At 69.1% G+C, this 14,376-nt stretch carries 14 protein-coding genes; 10 read left to right on the top strand and 4 right to left on the bottom strand.

Annotation, left to right across the window (positions count from 1 at the left end; all coding sequences use genetic code 11):
* Window positions 1-87: 87 nt before the first annotated feature.
* Entirely contained in the window at window positions 88-561 is a 474-nt protein-coding gene (locus OG349_RS04720; RefSeq protein ID WP_327233383.1) for an MATE family efflux transporter, read from the bottom strand.
* A gap of 189 nt (window positions 562-750) precedes the next feature.
* Between OG349_RS04720 and OG349_RS04715 the strand changes: the two genes are divergently transcribed.
* Together OG349_RS04715 and OG349_RS04710 are read left to right on the top strand one after the other, a co-directional pair.
* Window positions 751-1,971 (top strand): serine hydrolase domain-containing protein, encoded by a 1,221-nt coding sequence (locus tag OG349_RS04715; RefSeq protein ID WP_327233382.1) that lies wholly within the window; start codon window positions 751-753, stop codon window positions 1,969-1,971.
* 821 nt (window positions 1,972-2,792) lie between these two features.
* Entirely contained in the window at window positions 2,793-5,453 is a 2,661-nt protein-coding gene (locus OG349_RS04710) for an MMPL family transporter (RefSeq protein WP_327233381.1), read from the top strand.
* A gap of 334 nt (window positions 5,454-5,787) precedes the next feature.
* Here OG349_RS04710 and OG349_RS04705 read toward each other — a convergent pair whose 3' ends face one another.
* Entirely contained in the window at window positions 5,788-6,216 is a 429-nt protein-coding gene (locus OG349_RS04705) for a hypothetical protein (RefSeq protein WP_327233380.1), read from the bottom strand.
* Between the two features lie 92 nt (window positions 6,217-6,308).
* On the opposite strand from OG349_RS04705, the gene OG349_RS04700 reads away from it, so the two are divergent.
* Both OG349_RS04700 and OG349_RS04695 read left to right on the top strand, forming a co-directional pair.
* Window positions 6,309-7,229, top strand: coding sequence for an alpha/beta hydrolase (locus OG349_RS04700; protein WP_327233379.1), 921 nt, complete (start codon window positions 6,309-6,311; stop codon window positions 7,227-7,229).
* A gap of 81 nt (window positions 7,230-7,310) precedes the next feature.
* On the top strand, window positions 7,311-7,961 hold the full coding sequence (locus tag OG349_RS04695; protein ID WP_327233378.1) for a TetR/AcrR family transcriptional regulator: 651 nt from the start codon (window positions 7,311-7,313) through the stop codon (window positions 7,959-7,961).
* A gap of 70 nt (window positions 7,962-8,031) precedes the next feature.
* Here OG349_RS04695 and fabI read toward each other — a convergent pair whose 3' ends face one another.
* A complete protein-coding gene (fabI, locus tag OG349_RS04690; RefSeq protein ID WP_327233377.1) occupies window positions 8,032-8,811 on the bottom strand; it encodes an enoyl-ACP reductase FabI in 780 nt (259 codons plus the stop codon).
* A complete protein-coding gene (locus tag OG349_RS04685; RefSeq protein ID WP_327233376.1) occupies window positions 8,808-9,671 on the bottom strand; it encodes an alpha/beta hydrolase family protein in 864 nt (287 codons plus the stop codon). The genes fabI and OG349_RS04685 overlap by 4 nt, the downstream gene beginning before the upstream one ends.
* A gap of 147 nt (window positions 9,672-9,818) precedes the next feature.
* On the opposite strand from OG349_RS04685, the gene OG349_RS04680 reads away from it, so the two are divergent.
* The 6 genes from OG349_RS04680 (at window position 9,819) to OG349_RS04655 (ending at window position 14,375) form a co-directional block, all read left to right on the top strand.
* The gene (locus OG349_RS04680) at window positions 9,819-9,992 is read left to right on the top strand and encodes a hypothetical protein (RefSeq protein WP_327233375.1); all 174 of its coding nucleotides are present in this window, start codon (window positions 9,819-9,821) and stop codon (window positions 9,990-9,992) included.
* Window positions 9,989-10,933: a hypothetical protein gene (locus OG349_RS04675; protein WP_327233374.1), complete on the top strand. Its 945-nt coding sequence runs from the start codon at window positions 9,989-9,991 to the stop codon at window positions 10,931-10,933. The genes OG349_RS04680 and OG349_RS04675 overlap by 4 nt, the downstream gene beginning before the upstream one ends.
* On the top strand, window positions 10,930-11,280 hold the full coding sequence (locus OG349_RS04670; RefSeq protein ID WP_327233373.1) for a 4Fe-4S dicluster domain-containing protein: 351 nt from the start codon (window positions 10,930-10,932) through the stop codon (window positions 11,278-11,280). Before OG349_RS04675 ends, OG349_RS04670 begins: the two co-directional genes overlap by 4 nt.
* A gap of 195 nt (window positions 11,281-11,475) precedes the next feature.
* Window positions 11,476-11,955, top strand: coding sequence for an SRPBCC family protein (locus tag OG349_RS04665; RefSeq protein WP_327233372.1), 480 nt, complete (start codon window positions 11,476-11,478; stop codon window positions 11,953-11,955).
* Window positions 11,956-12,026: 71 nt separating this feature from the next.
* Entirely contained in the window at window positions 12,027-13,286 is a 1,260-nt protein-coding gene (locus OG349_RS04660) for an aspartate aminotransferase family protein (protein ID WP_327233371.1), read from the top strand.
* Window positions 13,287-13,328: 42 nt separating this feature from the next.
* The gene (locus tag OG349_RS04655) at window positions 13,329-14,375 is read left to right on the top strand and encodes an SDR family oxidoreductase (RefSeq protein WP_327233370.1); all 1,047 of its coding nucleotides are present in this window, start codon (window positions 13,329-13,331) and stop codon (window positions 14,373-14,375) included.
* Window position 14,376: the final 1 nt, after the last annotated feature.

Below are 14,376 nucleotides of genomic sequence, written 5' to 3'. Positions count from 1 at the left end.
CGCGAGCCCCGCCCTTCGGGCGAACGACCCCACTTTGCGGACACGCCCTAGCGGCACGTTGGGGACGACTCCGTCTCGTACACCGTGTCAGGCATGCCGGGAGGCGAGCCATAGGGCGACGCCGACGAGAAGCACCAGCCCTTCGGAGGCCGGCAGTGCCGAGATGAGCCCGTCCAGTCCCCACCATTGGTTGCTGAGGATCGCGATCGGGACGAAGGCGATTCCCCGGGCCGCCGACGTCACGGTGGCGGCCACCGCCCGGCCTGCCGCTTGGAACAGCGAGGTGAACAGGTTCGCGAACCCGGTCGCGATCATGCCCAGGAGTTGGGCGGCGAGGATTTTGGTGCCGACGGCGAGAGCCGACGGGTCTGCGGAGAACGCGGAGAACACCTGCTCGCGAAAGACGAACAGGCCCACCGCGAAGACCGGAGCGACGCCGCCGACCGTGAGGAAGGAGCCGCGCAACGCCGCCGAGAGGCGCCGCCGGTCTCCCTTGCCGTAGGCGTAGGCAAGCAGCGGCAGCACACCGGCCGTGACACCCATCAGCAGCATCCCCGGCACCTGGGTGATGCGGACGTGTCCGAGCTCGGTTGTGGGGACCGCCGCACACGCGTCCGGGGGGTAGCACCACCCAGGACCGACCCGTAGACCTCATGGTGGGCCGCGATCACTTGCTCCTAATGTGATCAGCACCCCGCAACAGCGGTTCCAGAACCCGAATACCCCCACCGCTTAAGGAATTCGCTCCCCATGATGCGCAGCACCAGGACCATCTCCCGCATCGCCGCCGCGACACTGGTGGCCTCACTGACCGGCGTAGGGCTTGCGACGCAGGCCGCCGGTACCACGCAGCAGGCACGTGCGGACGCCTCGAACCGAATCGTGGTCGCCTCGAAGACGAGTCACAACACACTGCAGGACAACGTGAACACGATCCTGCGGACCGGGTCGGTCGGAGTGCTGGCCCAGTCGACGGGGCCGCACGGAACCCGCTACGCCACCGCCGGCACAGCCAACAAAGCCACCGGAACCGCCGTGAATCCCAACGACCGTTTCCGGATCGGCAGCGCCACCAAGACCTACGTCGCCACCGTGATACTGCAACTCGTCGGCGAGGGGCGCCTGTCGCTGGACGACACCGTCGACCACTGGCTGCCCGCAGTGGTCTCCGGAAACGGTAACGACGGCACGAAAATCACCGTACGACAGCTGCTGCAGCACACCAGCGGACTCTTCGACTACCTGGGCGACTTCCCCGAGGTCAGCAGCGTGGACGGATACCAGGCCGACCGCCACACCACCTGGACACCCGGGCAACTCGTCGCGATAGCGATGCGCCACAAGCCGGACTTCGCACCAGGCGCCGGCTGGGAGTACTCCAACACCAACTACGTTCTCGCGGGCATGATCATCGAGAAGGCCACCGGACACACCTGGCAGCAAGAAGTAACCCGGCGCATCCTCCAGCCCCTCCACCTGAGCCACACCGTCGTCCCGACGACCGACCCCCGCATCCCCGGCGCCCACTTGCACGGCTACTCTAACTTCTACAAAACCGGCCCCACCATCGACGTCACCAGCCTCAACCCCTCCGCGGCCGACGCCGCCGGAAACATGATCAGCACGACCGCCGATCTGACCAGGTTCTACAGCGCGCTCCTGGGAGGCAAGGTGCTGCGCCCTGCGGAGCTGGCCGAGATGAAGAAGACCGTACGGGCCCCTGACCTGGACGTCCTGGGGCCTGACGCGAGCTACGGACTGGGCCTGATGAGGATCTCGTTGTCCTGCGGCGGCGCCTACTACGGTCACGGAGGCGACCTCCCCGGCTACACCACCCGCGACGGCATCAGTGCCGACGGCCGACGCGTCGTCGTACTGGAGACAACCGGCGACGGCGCGGCCGACCTCTCGACCGAACATGCACAACGCACCCTGATGGACCAGGAACTCTGCGCCGCCGACCGGAAGTAGCGATCGGACCCGGGGCGAACGCATCCTGACCCCGTCCGGCCAGGCGAACGCGGCCACCGCGACGCCGACGGCGACGCACAGCCATCCGGTGGTCAGCTCCCAGCGGTGGCGTACGGTCGGACGGGCCGGCAGGGCGCGCAACTGTGTGGCGGCGAGGATCAGGGCGAACCAGTGGACGATCCCGATCAGCACGTCGAGGATGCCGAGGAAGAAGATCTGCCGCGCTCTTGCGTGCCGTCTCGGCTGTTCTCCGGAGCCGGGCGGAGCGCCGGGCGGCGAGGATCGCCCGGACGCCGGGACAGACGAGACAGGCGGCCCCGCAGAACTTGATCGCGTCGTGGACCAGGGGGAGCGGGCGGCGATTACGCACGGCCCAGCGCGGCGGACAGCATGTGCACGCACAGACCGCTCCGCGCCCCGAGAGCCGCCGCCCGCCCTTTCGCGGGGTTCTCGGCGGACGACCTCACGGCCACGAGAAAACCGGGCCGGGAACCCACGTACGCCACTCAGCACCACGCCACGGAACCCCGCGAGACCGACCGACATCGCGTCCTCCGTTCTTTCGTAGGTCCGTCGTCTGTCCGGCCGTCGCCTCAACTGGTCACAGAAGTCGGGTTGCTCCGGGAAGGCTCCTGCCGCGTAGTTCGGTCACCCGCTGGGGCCGGCCGGGGAGGCGGCTGGGGGGATATCCCCACCCCGCCTTCTGCTGGTGCTCCCATGGTCCGTCGGCCCGGCCCGGAGCAAGATCTACAGCACTGTCCGGCTCAAGATCAGCAGACCGCCGGTCGCGCCGCGAACAAGTGAGAGACGGTCAAAACATCATGGCTGAAGGTCGTATCGCCCGTATGGGGCACTGGTGCTTCCGGCACCGTTGGCAGGTACTGCTGATCTGGGCGGCTGCGGTCGCCGTGGGCGTCCTGAGTGCGGGTCCCGTGTTCAGCGCAATCGCGGGTGGCGGTGGATCGTCGTCCATGGAGGCGGTCCAGGCCGGCGCCGTACTCGACAAGAGCAGCGATCAGGGCGGCGTCGTCATCGGTGTCGTCGCCGGCGCCGATACGGCGGCGCCGGCGGTACGGCAGGACGTACGGTCGCTCGCGGTCGCGCTGAAGCGGGTGGACGGGGTGGCCGCGGTGGTCACCCCGTACGACACGGGGCTGCCCGTGGCCGAGAGGACGATGCTGACGGCCAAGGACGGGGCAGGTCTGCTCGTCCAGATCACCTTGTCCAAGCTGGACGACGACGCGGAGGCCACCGCGGTCGACGCGCTCACCGACACCCTGCACGGTTTCGCCGCGACCCTCGTGGACAGCGGCCAGGACAGCGCCCGGGTCACCGTCGGTGGCGAACCGGTGATGGAGAAGCAGTTCACCGAGCAGGCGTCCAAGGACCTGAACGGTGCGGAGTCGCTGTCGCTGCCGGTCACGCTGGTGGTGCTGGTCTTCATCTTCGGCGGTGTGATCGCGGCGGGACTGCCGGTGCTCGGGGCGGTCGTGTCGATCGCGTCCTCGATGACGATTCTGCTGCTCATCACCCGGTTCACGTCGATCACTTCGGACGCGGTAACAGTGGTGACGCTCCTCGGGATGGGCCTGTCCATCGACTACGGGCTGCTGCTCGTCGCCCGCTACCGCGAGGAGCTGGGGGCCGGTTTCCCGCCGGAAGCGGCGTTGAGCCGCGCGTGGGCGACGGCGGGGCGCACCATCGCCTTCAGTGCCCTGACGGTGGCCGCGGCATTGACCGGGCTTCTCATGTTCGACATCCCCGAGTTGGCCGCGCTCGGTGCGGCCGGTGTCGCGATCGCGCTGGCGTCGATGCTGGTGGCGCTGACGCTGACGGCGGCGCTGGTCGGCTTCGCGCGTAACCGGATCAAGCCGGCGAAGGTGCGGACGCGGCGTGGTGGGGCTGGGCGCCGTATGCCGTCGGCGGTGGCTGAAGCGCCGGGGCCGGACAAGCGTGCGGCCTCCGCCGAGACAGGCGTCTTCGCGGGGCTCGCTCGCCGCGTGCAGCGCCGTCCGCTGACCACCATGCTGGTCACGGCCGCGGCCCTGGGCGCCGCAAGCCTTCCCGCGCTCTCGATGTCGATGCACCTCAACGACACCGGAGCGCTCCCCAGGACTCTGGAGTCCGTACGGGTCTCCGATCAGCTCGCCGAGCGGTTCGACCTCCCGACGGTTCCGACCGTCACGGTCGTCGCCAAGACCGATGCCGCCGCCCTGGACGCGTGGGCGCGACGCTGGACGGACACGCCCGGTGTCAGCCGCGTCTACCCGGCGCAGAAGGCCGGCCCGGGGCTGGCGACCGTCGGCATCGACAGCACGGGCGACCCCGAGGGCGCCACGGCCCGGGGCCTGGTCCACACGATCCGCGCCGACCGCCCCGACGGTGGCCGGTCGTGGGTCACCGGCGACGCGGCCGGCCTCGACGACGTACTCCAGCAGATCGAGGACCGGCTTCCGCCGGCGATCGCGGTCACGCTCTTGGCCATGGTCGTCCTGCTCTTCGCGATGACCGGCTCCGTCGTCGTACCCCTCACCGCCGTCGCCATGAACACCCTGTCCCTCGGGGCGGCGTTCGGCCTGATGAGCCTGGTCTTCCAACACGGCTTCCTCGCCGATCCGCTCGGCCTGCTGACCGTCGACGGTTTCAGTCCCTTCACCGTCGTGTGCGTCCTCGCCTTCGCGTTCGGCCTCTCGATGGACTACGAGGTGTTCCTGCTCGGCCGCATCAAGGAGTACGTGGCCGAGGGCCTCGACACCGACGTCGCGGTACGGCGCGGCCTCCAGCACTCGGGCCGGATCATCACCTCTGCCGGGCTTCTGATGGTCATCGTCTTCGGCTGTTTCATCACCGGCCGCATGGGCTCGGTCCAGCAACTGGGGTTCGGCCTGGCGACGGCTGTGGCCATCGACGCCACCGTCGTACGTTGCGTCCTCGTCCCCGCCGTCATGACGCTGCTGGGCCGCGCCAACTGGTGGGCCCCGGCCCGGCTCAAGCGGCTCCACCGCCACATCGGCCTGAACGAAACGGTACTCCCGGAGCCCGCGCCGGTAGCGGCACCGGCGCAGCCTCGGACGCAGCCGTGGGCGGCACCTGAGGTGCGGATGCCGACGCCACGACAGGTGCAGGGAGTGGAAGGGGCGGAGCGGCTTCCGGCTCGACGCGGTGAGCAGGCCGAACCGCCGCGATTCACAGCCACCACCGTCTTGGCCGCACCTCGGGCGGTGACGGAGGTGCGGGCGCAGACGCCCGCAGTGGCACCTGCGGACACGCCGATACGCCACCGCCGGGCATCGCTCGGGATCGCCTACCTCTGGTGGCTCTTGCTGGGCCTGTTCGGCGCGCACTACTTCTACCTGGGAAGGACCGGCCGCGGAGTGCTCTACCTGTGCACGGTCGGTCTCCTGGGAGTGGGCTGGCTGGTCGACCCCTTCATCCTGCCCGGCCAGGTCCGGAAGGCCAATCACGAGCAGCGAGGGAACTGACGCGACCTGGCCTCGTGGTGGCGGCTGACACGTGCGCAGCAGACCTCAGACGGTCAACCAGCTCCGGCTCCGAACCCTCTGCGGGCCCATCAGGCAGGCGAGTCGGAGCAGTGCAACCCAGCGGGTCTTCCCCGGCCGGGAGCCGTGCGCGGTGCCCTTCCGGGCGAAGGTCCGGCGTGAGCCCCCTCGGAGCGCCCGGACGTGCGAGACGTCGGTCGCGGCGTCGTCCATGTCCAGCGGACCCACGGCCCGCAGCTCCGCCGGCAGCACCTCATGCGGGTGCGGCCAACCGCCCGGATCAGGGGTCGCTGCGCATTCCCGCCCGGGAGCCCCCTTATCGGACCGGCTGTGCGCGCCACTCCTCGATGAGGGAGCGCGCCGTCTCCTGGGTCGCGTCCTTGTCGAAGTGCTCCGTCTGCCAGGTCGCCGAGCGCAGGTCGCCGCGGTTCCGGTAGGTGTTCATGATCCGTACGTGGTCGTGTCGTGCCACGAAGTCCCTCAGGTGCCGCTCGTCGCGCCATACGGAGACCGATCCCGACCGGGAGCGCAACAGGCCGGGGACGCTCCACAGCCAGAGGCCGACCGCGCCCTCGACGTCGCCCCAGGTGTGCCGCAGGGCGGCGCCGGCGATGTTGATGCCGACCGAGGTCCACGGACGGTGCGGCGCGAAGTCCGTGACGCTCACGACGGCCGCACCGCCCGGCTCGCCGGTGTGCTCCGCAGGGCCGGACTTCCACGGGGCGAACCAGATGGTGGCCGGCATGGAATCTCCTCGTCGATAGGAATCGTCACAAAAGTGCACGGTCGATCGTGCTAATATAGCGGATCCCGATGCCTTACCGAGGAGCCCGAGAGATGAAACCAGTTGAGGCAGTCGCGAGCGCCGTCCTCAACGCCGCCGCCCTGATCTCGGGGCGTCTGGCGGGCAAGGGGACTTTCGCCCTGTTCCACATGCCGCTCGTGCGGAGCGAGCTGCGGTCCTCCGAGCGTGAGCTGTTCGAGAAGGCCGAGGTCTCCCACGTGGACGTGGGGGACGGCAAGCGCGCGGTGACCTACCGCTGGGGTGACGGCAGCCGTCCCGTGCTGCTGGTGCACGGCTGGCAGTCACGGGCCTCCCGGTTGTCCGCTTTCATTCCGGGGCTGCTCGACAGCGGCCGCAGTGTCGTCGCCTTCGACGCGCCGGGTCACGGTGGCGCGGGCGGTCGCAGCACCACCATCCTGGACTACCGGGACATCGTTTCCGCGCTGCACGACCAGTACGGCACGTTCGAGTGTCTGATCGCCCATTCCATGGGGGTGCTGGGGTCGTCCTACGGGCTGAAGCACGGGGTGAAGGCGCAGAAGATCGTCACCATCAGCGGGGTCTGCGACTTCGACTACCTGGTGGAGGAGTTCTGTGCCGAGCTCAAGCTGCGCGACCGGCTCAAGGCGCGGCTGCACGACGAGATCCGTACGAACCTCTTCCCCGACATGCCTCTCGAAGAGGTGCCCTACTCGATCACGGACATCACCGGGAGCCTGCGCGCACCGCTGCTGGTGATCCACGACGAGGACGACACCCGGATCAAGGTGACACAGGGCCGTCGCCTCGCGGCGGCCTTCGGTGAGCAGGCGCGGCTGGTCGTCACGAACGGTCTCGGGCACCGTCGTATCCTCGGCGACGCGGAGGTCGTGCGCACCGTGCTGGACTTCGTCGCCGAGGGCCCCGGTCCTGCCGGGGGGAGGGATGCGCACGACCGTGAAGGACTGGGCGGTTCCGCTTCCCTGGCCGATTAGGGCACGACCGTCCGCTCATTTGCTATATTTCTGCCACCTCAGTGGAGTCGAGAAAGCCGGGCTTCCGGAGAGTAGGTGCACATGGGTGTAGCAGGGACACAATCCGACGGCCGGGTCGCGCGCGGCAACCAGACCCGTCAACTGATCCTCGGCCGTGCGGTGGAGATCGCGTCGGTGGAGGGCCTCGCGGCGCTGTCCATGGGGCAACTCGCGAGTGAGCTGAACCTGAGCAAGAGTGGTGTGTTCGCGCTGTTCGGGTCCAAGGAGGATCTCCAGCTCGCCACGATCCGCGCGGCGATCACGGTGTATCTGGAGCACGTGGTCCAGCCCGCTCGCGATCTGCCTCCGGGCATCGGCCGGCTGTGGCGGCTGTGCACGGGGTGGCTCACGTACTCCCGTGAACGCGTCTTCCCCGGCGGCTGCTTCTTCTACTCGGTCACCGCCGAGTACGACGCCCGCGAGGGAAAGGTGCACGACACGGTCGCCGCCGCCCGCACCAACTGGCTCTCCTACATGGAGCAGGTCGCGCGGGAAGCCCAGCGGGTGGGCGAGCTCGCGGAGGACGCCGACATCCCCCAGCTCGTCTTCGAACTCGTGGCGTTCCTGGAGATGGCGAACGCCGAGTCCGTCCTGCACAACGACTTCACGTGCTACGACAAGGCTGACAAGGCCGTGCTGTCCCGCCTGCGCGCGGTGGCCACCGATACGTCGGTGTTGCCTGCCGCCGCCTGACGCCCCACCACGGGCCACGGCCGGAGCGGCGGCCCGGTCATCCGGACGGGCCGCCGCCCGCGTCGTTCCGTCACGCACCGATCGCGTGCACACCACCGTCGACATGCACGATCTCGCCCGTGGTCCGGGGGAACCAGTCGGACAACAGGGTCACGACGCCGCGCGCCGCCGGTTCGGGGTCGGAGAGGTCCCAGCCCAGGGGGGCACGGGTCTCCCACACCTCGCGGAAGGTCTCGAACCCCGGTATGTTCCGGGCCGCCATGGTCTTGATCGGTCCCGCGGCCACCAGGTTGCAGCGGATGCCGAGCGGCCCGAGATCACGGGCGACATAGCGCGAGGTGGCCTCGAGCGCCGCTTTCGCCACCCCCATCCAGTCGTACCCGGGCCAGGCCGTGCTCGCGTCGAAGTCGAGACCCACGATCGCCCCGCCGTCCTCCTTCATGAGCGGCAGGCACGCCATGGCGAGCGACTTGAGGGAGTAGGCGGACACCTCGACGGCGGTCGCCACCGACTCCCAGCCGGTGGCCAGGAAGTTGCCTCCCAGCGCGTCCTGCGGGGCGAAGGCTATGGAGTGCACGACGCCGTCGAGGCGCGCGTCCTTGCCCGCCAGCTCACGGACGCGGTCGGCGAGGCTCTCCAGGTGTTCCTCGTTCTGGACGTCGAGCTCGATGACAGGAGCCGGCTCCGGCAGTCGCTTGGCGATGCGCTCGACGAGGCTGATCCGGCCGTAACCGGTGAGGATCACCTCGGCGCCCTGCTCCTGGGCGAGCCGGGCGGTGTGGAAGGCGATCGAGGATTCCATCAGGACGCCCGTCACCAGGACACGCTTGCCCGCGAGAAGACCGCTCATCGTGTTGTCACCTCTGTCTGCCGGCGGGCGGCGGTGGATTCCTCGCCGGTGACGAACCGGACGATCTCGTCGACGACATGGGGGGACCCGAGGATCCGCTGGTGTCCGAACCTGTGGGTGGTGACCAGGCGCGCGCGGTCACCGAAGACCCCGGCGATGCGCTCCGCCTGCTCCACGCCGACGGCCTCGTCGTTCTCGTCATGGATCAGGAGGAGCGGGACGTTCACGAGGGGGGCGTGGTGCACGACCGAGAATCGTGTCCACATGTCCTCACCGGGGTAGAGCTCACGCTCCAGACGGTGGCGGACCTCGTCCTCCATCCGCGGCCCCACTCCCGCCTTGCTGCAGAACGATTCGACCAGGTAGTCGAAGTCGGGTACGGCGCTGATGGCTACGAGCCGCTCCGTGCGCAGCCCCTGCGGCAGTGACAGAAAGGTGGCCAGGGCGCCGAAGGAGTGGCCCACGACGGCCGCGAAGTCTCCGTGCGAGCGGTGCAGTTCCATGATGACGGCGCAGTATTCGAGGAGGGTCGTGCCGTCACCGCCGGACTCCCCGTGACCCGCCGCGTCGAAGGACACCGGGCTGTAACCGACCTTGACCAGCCGGGCGACGAGTTTGGCGTAACGCGACGCGCGCGACTCCCAGCCGTGCACCAGCAGCACCGGACGCTCACCGTCGCCCCAGGCGTAGGTGACGACCGTCGTGCCGCCGACGGTCAGCTCGTCGGTCCGCGCGCTCTCGATGGCGGCCCGTTCCACGGGCCGTGGCCGAGAGCGTCCTTGGGGTCGGCGGAAGAGGTCGAACAGCTTCTGCCCTTCGGGGCTCGGGGCCGGGTCGACGGCCGACGTCACGAGATCCATGGCAAGCGTCTCCAGGTCGTTTTGAGGAAGTAAAATACTAGCACGACCGTTCGCTCATATTTATGGAAGATCGCAGCGTCGGACCAAGAAAGTAAACGCACGGTCGTGCTACTGTGTTGATGTCAGCACTCCCTTCTGGAGGACGTCATGACGCTCGCGTATCACGTACTTCTCCGTCCCGAGACGGCGGAGGATCGGCCCGCCGGTCCCAACCAGCGGTTCAAGGACTTTCTGAACGCGGAGATAGACGCCAAGCTCCTCAGGGGTCGGCCCACGGAGAGCGCCGGCACGGCGCATCCCGAGAAGGGAGCCAGGTCGTGACCGACACGGGAACCACGAGCGGGAGCGCGCCATGGGCGCGCCTCGGCATCGCGGTCGCCTCCGGCATGCTCAAGGGGGTCTACGGGCACGGCGTGCTCTCCGCCTTCGAGGAGCGCGGACTGCGCGCCGACGTGTACGGCACGGCCTCGTCGTCGGGGCTGTCCGGTGGCCTGGCCGCGATCGGCCGGGCACGTGCGGTCGGTGTGGACTACTGGCTGGGCGCCGCCGCGGGCGCCGTCGACAAGGGCATGAGCACCGTGGCCCTCGACAGCATCATGGAGTACGGTCCCACTCTGCGCGAGGGGCTCTTCCGGCCCGGCGCCCCGGAGTTCCTGCTGGCCACCAGCAAGGTCACCGACGAGGCCGCCGCCGAGGTCACCCAGGGTCCCGGTGCCAAGGCCCTCGGCAGGCAACTGCTGCGCAACATCTTCACCGGGGACCGGAGTTGGGTCGAGCAGAACCTGGCCCCCGCCGTGTTCTCCACACAGGGCGAGCCCGGCACCGGCCGGCCGCGCCTGACGCCGGAGAACCACGACGCGGTCGCCTACGCCTCGACACGCATGCTGCACGCCTGGGCGATCCCCGCCGAGGTCGACGGGGAGGCCTACATCGACGCCTCGTACACCTGCTCCTGTCCGGCGCGTGAGGTCGCCGCCCGGGACGTGGGCGTGCTGATCGCGATCGGCTCCGACCCGTTCCCGCTCTTCCGTGACCTCTACGCCTCCGAGGAGATCGTCGACGGATCCGAGCTCGACGGGGCGCGCGTCCTCGTTGTCAAGCCGGACCACGACCTCAAGGACCTGGGCGTGGACTACGCCGTCGCCAGCGCCGAAGGACTCACCAAGGCGTACGGCATCGGACTTGCCGACGGCCACCGATTCGTCGACGCACACCCGGAGTTGGCAGCGGTACCGACCGCGTATCAGGAGGGCGTCGCGTGACTCACGTCGTCACCGAACAGTGCGTGCACTGCAAGTTCGCCGAGTGCATCACCTACTGCCCGGTCGCTTGCTTCCGCGAGGCGGGCACGTTCCTCGTGATCGATCCCGAGGAGTGCATCGACTGCGGCAACTGCGTCGAGGCGTGCCCGGCCGACGCCATCTACCCGGAGGGCGAACTGCCGCCCGAGCTCGAACCGGCCCTTGAGTGGAACGCCCGGCTCGCACTCCAGTTGCCGCTGGCCACCACCGATGTCGCGCCGCTCGCCGACGCCGAGGACTGGGTCGGACGACCGGACAAGTGGCAGATGCTCAAGGGAGAAGAGGCCCTCCGTGTCGACTCTCCCTGACCTGCGACCGGCCGGCCCGGGATGTGCCGGGCGAAGCCGCGCGCACCCCGTGCGGACCTGCGCCGCTCTCGCGGAGCCGGCCCGGGCTGTGCCGCGGGTCTCCTGACGGGCCTGTCCCCCGGGCGCCGAGCCGTACGCCGGTGGAACTTCGAGTCAATTCCAGATCAGCATCTTCCGTATGCGTTTGGAGCATTGATGAATCACGCAGCGCGGGTCGAGGAGGGAATCTTAGTCAGGGCTTCCGCCGAGTCCGTCTACCGTGCGGTGAGCGACGTCCGGCGCATGGGTGAGTGGAGCCCGGAGTGCGTGGGTGCCTGGTCCCGCAGCCGACGGTTCGAGCCGGGAACACGGTTCATCGGGTGGAACCGCAAGCGCCTGTGGTTCTGGTTCACCTCGTGCACCGTCGTGCGCGCCGAATGCCCACGCGACTTCGCCTTCACAGTTCATACGTTCGGGATGCCGGTCGCACTGTGGGGCTACCGCTTCGAGGACCGGGACTCCGGCTGCCTGGTGACGGAGTACTGGGAAGACCTGCGAACCGGTCGCAGCGCCCCGGTCGCCAAACTCCTCGGTCTGGTCTTCACGGGCACCGCGGCGAAGCGCCGCACAGAGGTCAACCGGGAAGGCATGCGCGCCACGCTGAGCAGGCTCAGGGCGGTGGCGGAGAGAGCTTGAAGCCTTGTCCGCGCGCCGTTGTCAACTGCCGCTGTGAACAATGCACCACCTCTCTGGAGACGAACACCGGAATGAACACATCCGAACGGTCCGGCGGTATATCGGCCGATGACGCGATCGCCCTTCACCGTGCGCACCTGAGCCGAGGCCGCAGCCAACTCGCGGCGATGTTCGGCAACCTCGTCGAGCAGTCCGCGTCCGGCGCCCGCGTCACCACCACCGATGGCCAGGAATTCCTCAACTGCGGCGGCTACGGCGTCTTCTTCACCGGAGCCGGGCACCCGCACATCGTCGCGGCCGTACAACAGCAGGCGCAGACGCAGGCCCTCTCCACTCGTCTCTTCCTCGACCCCGTCGTCGGACTCGCCGCCCAGGCGCTGACCTCCGTCGCACCGGCCGGGCTCGACCGGGTCCACTTCTCCGGATCCGGTACCGAGGCCACGGAGACGGCCATCAAACTGGCACGGGCCCACGGAAAGCGCCGGCTGATCTCGATGGAGAACGGCTATCACGGCAAGACCGTCGGAGCCCTGTCCCTGACGGCGAACTCCTTCTACCAGGATCCGTTCCGGCCGCTGCTGCCGTACGTGCAGCACGTCCCTTTCGGTGACACGAAGGCGTTGGCCACAGCCCTCGTGGCGGGCGGCGGCGACGCCTGCGTCGTGGTCGAACCGGTACAGAGCGAGGCCGGCGTGATCATGCCGCCCCCCGGTTACCTCAAGGAAGTGGCTGCCCTGTGCCGCGAGCACAACGCCTTCCTGGTGGTCGACGAGGTGATGACCGGACTGGGACGGCTGGGCGCTTGGTGGGGCTGCGATCTCGCGGAGGTACGGCCGGACATCCTGCTGATCGGCAAGGCCCTGTCCGGGGGAGTGGTTCCGGTAGCGGCGGCGCTGGCCACCCCGGAGGTGTTCGCTCCCTTCGACGCCGATCCCTTCCTGCACACATCCACCTACTCCGGGGCGCCCATCGCGATGGCCGCGGCACGCGCCACCATCGAGGTGATCCGCGACGAGGAACTGGTCGACCGGGCCGACAGGGCGGGCGCCCGGCTGCTGGCCGGCCTGCGCGCCATAGCCGCCGACCGGGCCCCCCACCTGGTCCTGGAGGTGCGCGGTGCCGGCCTGCTCATCGGCCTCGAACTCGTCGACGCGAGCCAGGCCGGGGAACTGCTGCTGGAGCTGGTCGACCGCCACGTGGTGGTCAATCACTCGCTCAACGCGCACCCCGTCGTACGCATCACCCCGCCCGCCGTCATCACCCCCGACGAGGAGATCCAGCTGCTGGAAGCGGTGGACGGGGCGCTGGCCGCCATGGCGAAGAAGTTCTGAGACCTCCACCCAGTCCATCCGACGCCTGCGAGAGATCACGACATGGCAACGCCGAACAAGACCGTTCTGCTCACCGGCGGCTCCGGAGTGCTCGGCACCGCACTCATACCGCGGCTGCGGCACCACCGCGTGATCGCCCTGGCCCATCGAAACAAGCCCTCCGGCTGCCACCGGGTGGTGCCCGCGGACGTCTCCCGGCCCTTGCTGGGTCTCGACGCCGCCACCTACCACGAGCTCTGCGCCGAGGTGGACGTCGTGATCCACGCCGCGGGCATGGTGAAGTTCAGCAGCACCGCGGAGGAGATGGACACCCTCAACGTGCAGGGCGCCCGCGGCATGTCGCAGTTCGCCGTCGACGCCGGCGCACCCCTCATCCACGTCAGCACGGCGTACGTAGCGCGCGCGGAGGAGATCCGGGCAGCGGGTGGAGACCAGGCCGGCCGGGCCGGCAGCAGTCCCTCGCTGTACGTGACCTCCAAACTCGCCGGCGAGAAGGCCGTCCGGGACAGCGGCGCCCAGGCCGTGATCGTACGTCCGTCGATCATCATCGGTGACTCCGTCACCGGTGAGATCTCCGAGGCGCAAGGGCTGCACACCTTCGCCCACAACGTCATGCGCAACCGGCTGCCCTTCGTACCCAGCGATCCCGCGGGCTACGTCGACTTCGTCCCCCAGGATGTGGTGGCACGGGCCGTCGTGACGCTGCTGGACAGGGACGTGCGGGACGGGGAGTACTGGCTCAGCAGCGGGGTCCACGCCCTGACCACGTACCGGCTGACCGAAGTGATCATCGAAGAGGCGGCCGCCCGGGGTATCACGGTCAACCCCCTGCGGGTCCTCTCCCCGGACATCGTGGAACGCCTGGTGCGCCCCGCGTTCTTCGACGTGGTACCCGACGCGGCGAAGACACGGCTCGACCGGCTGCTGGACATGAGCGCCGTGCTCTTCCACAAGCACCCGATCCCCAGTTCGCTGACCGAGATCCCCGGCTGCGAGTCCGCGGCGGACGGCAAGGCCAGCGAGAACGCATGGCGGGCATCCATCCGCCACATGATCCAGAGCCGGTACAAGGTCTACGCCACGGCTTGAC

This window comes from Streptomyces sp. NBC_01317, assembly GCF_035961655.1.
Classification (GTDB): domain Bacteria; phylum Actinomycetota; class Actinomycetes; order Streptomycetales; family Streptomycetaceae; genus Streptomyces.
The sequence above is the reverse complement of the archived record's forward strand: the minus strand, read 5'-3'. Positions and strand labels throughout refer to the sequence as shown.

Bases quoted from the DNA above. Each gene is read 5' to 3' on its own strand.
- OG349_RS04715 (WP_327233382.1), top strand. From the start codon at position 751: ATGATGCGCAGCACCAGGACCATCTCCCGCATCGCCGCCGCGACACTG.
- OG349_RS04710 (WP_327233381.1), top strand. From the start codon at position 2,793: ATGGCTGAAGGTCGTATCGCCCGTATGGGGCACTGGTGCTTCCGGCAC.
- OG349_RS04705 (WP_327233380.1), bottom strand. From the start codon at position 6,216: ATGCCGGCCACCATCTGGTTCGCCCCGTGGAAGTCCGGCCCTGCGGAG.
- OG349_RS04700 (WP_327233379.1), top strand. From the start codon at position 6,309: ATGAAACCAGTTGAGGCAGTCGCGAGCGCCGTCCTCAACGCCGCCGCC.
- OG349_RS04695 (WP_327233378.1), top strand. From the start codon at position 7,311: ATGGGTGTAGCAGGGACACAATCCGACGGCCGGGTCGCGCGCGGCAAC.
- fabI (WP_327233377.1), bottom strand. From the start codon at position 8,811: ATGAGCGGTCTTCTCGCGGGCAAGCGTGTCCTGGTGACGGGCGTCCTG.
- OG349_RS04685 (WP_327233376.1), bottom strand. From the start codon at position 9,671: ATGGATCTCGTGACGTCGGCCGTCGACCCGGCCCCGAGCCCCGAAGGG.
- OG349_RS04680 (WP_327233375.1), top strand. From the start codon at position 9,819: ATGACGCTCGCGTATCACGTACTTCTCCGTCCCGAGACGGCGGAGGAT.
- OG349_RS04665 (WP_327233372.1), top strand. From the start codon at position 11,476: ATGAATCACGCAGCGCGGGTCGAGGAGGGAATCTTAGTCAGGGCTTCC.
- OG349_RS04660 (WP_327233371.1), top strand. From the start codon at position 12,027: ATGAACACATCCGAACGGTCCGGCGGTATATCGGCCGATGACGCGATC.
- OG349_RS04655 (WP_327233370.1), top strand. From the start codon at position 13,329: ATGGCAACGCCGAACAAGACCGTTCTGCTCACCGGCGGCTCCGGAGTG.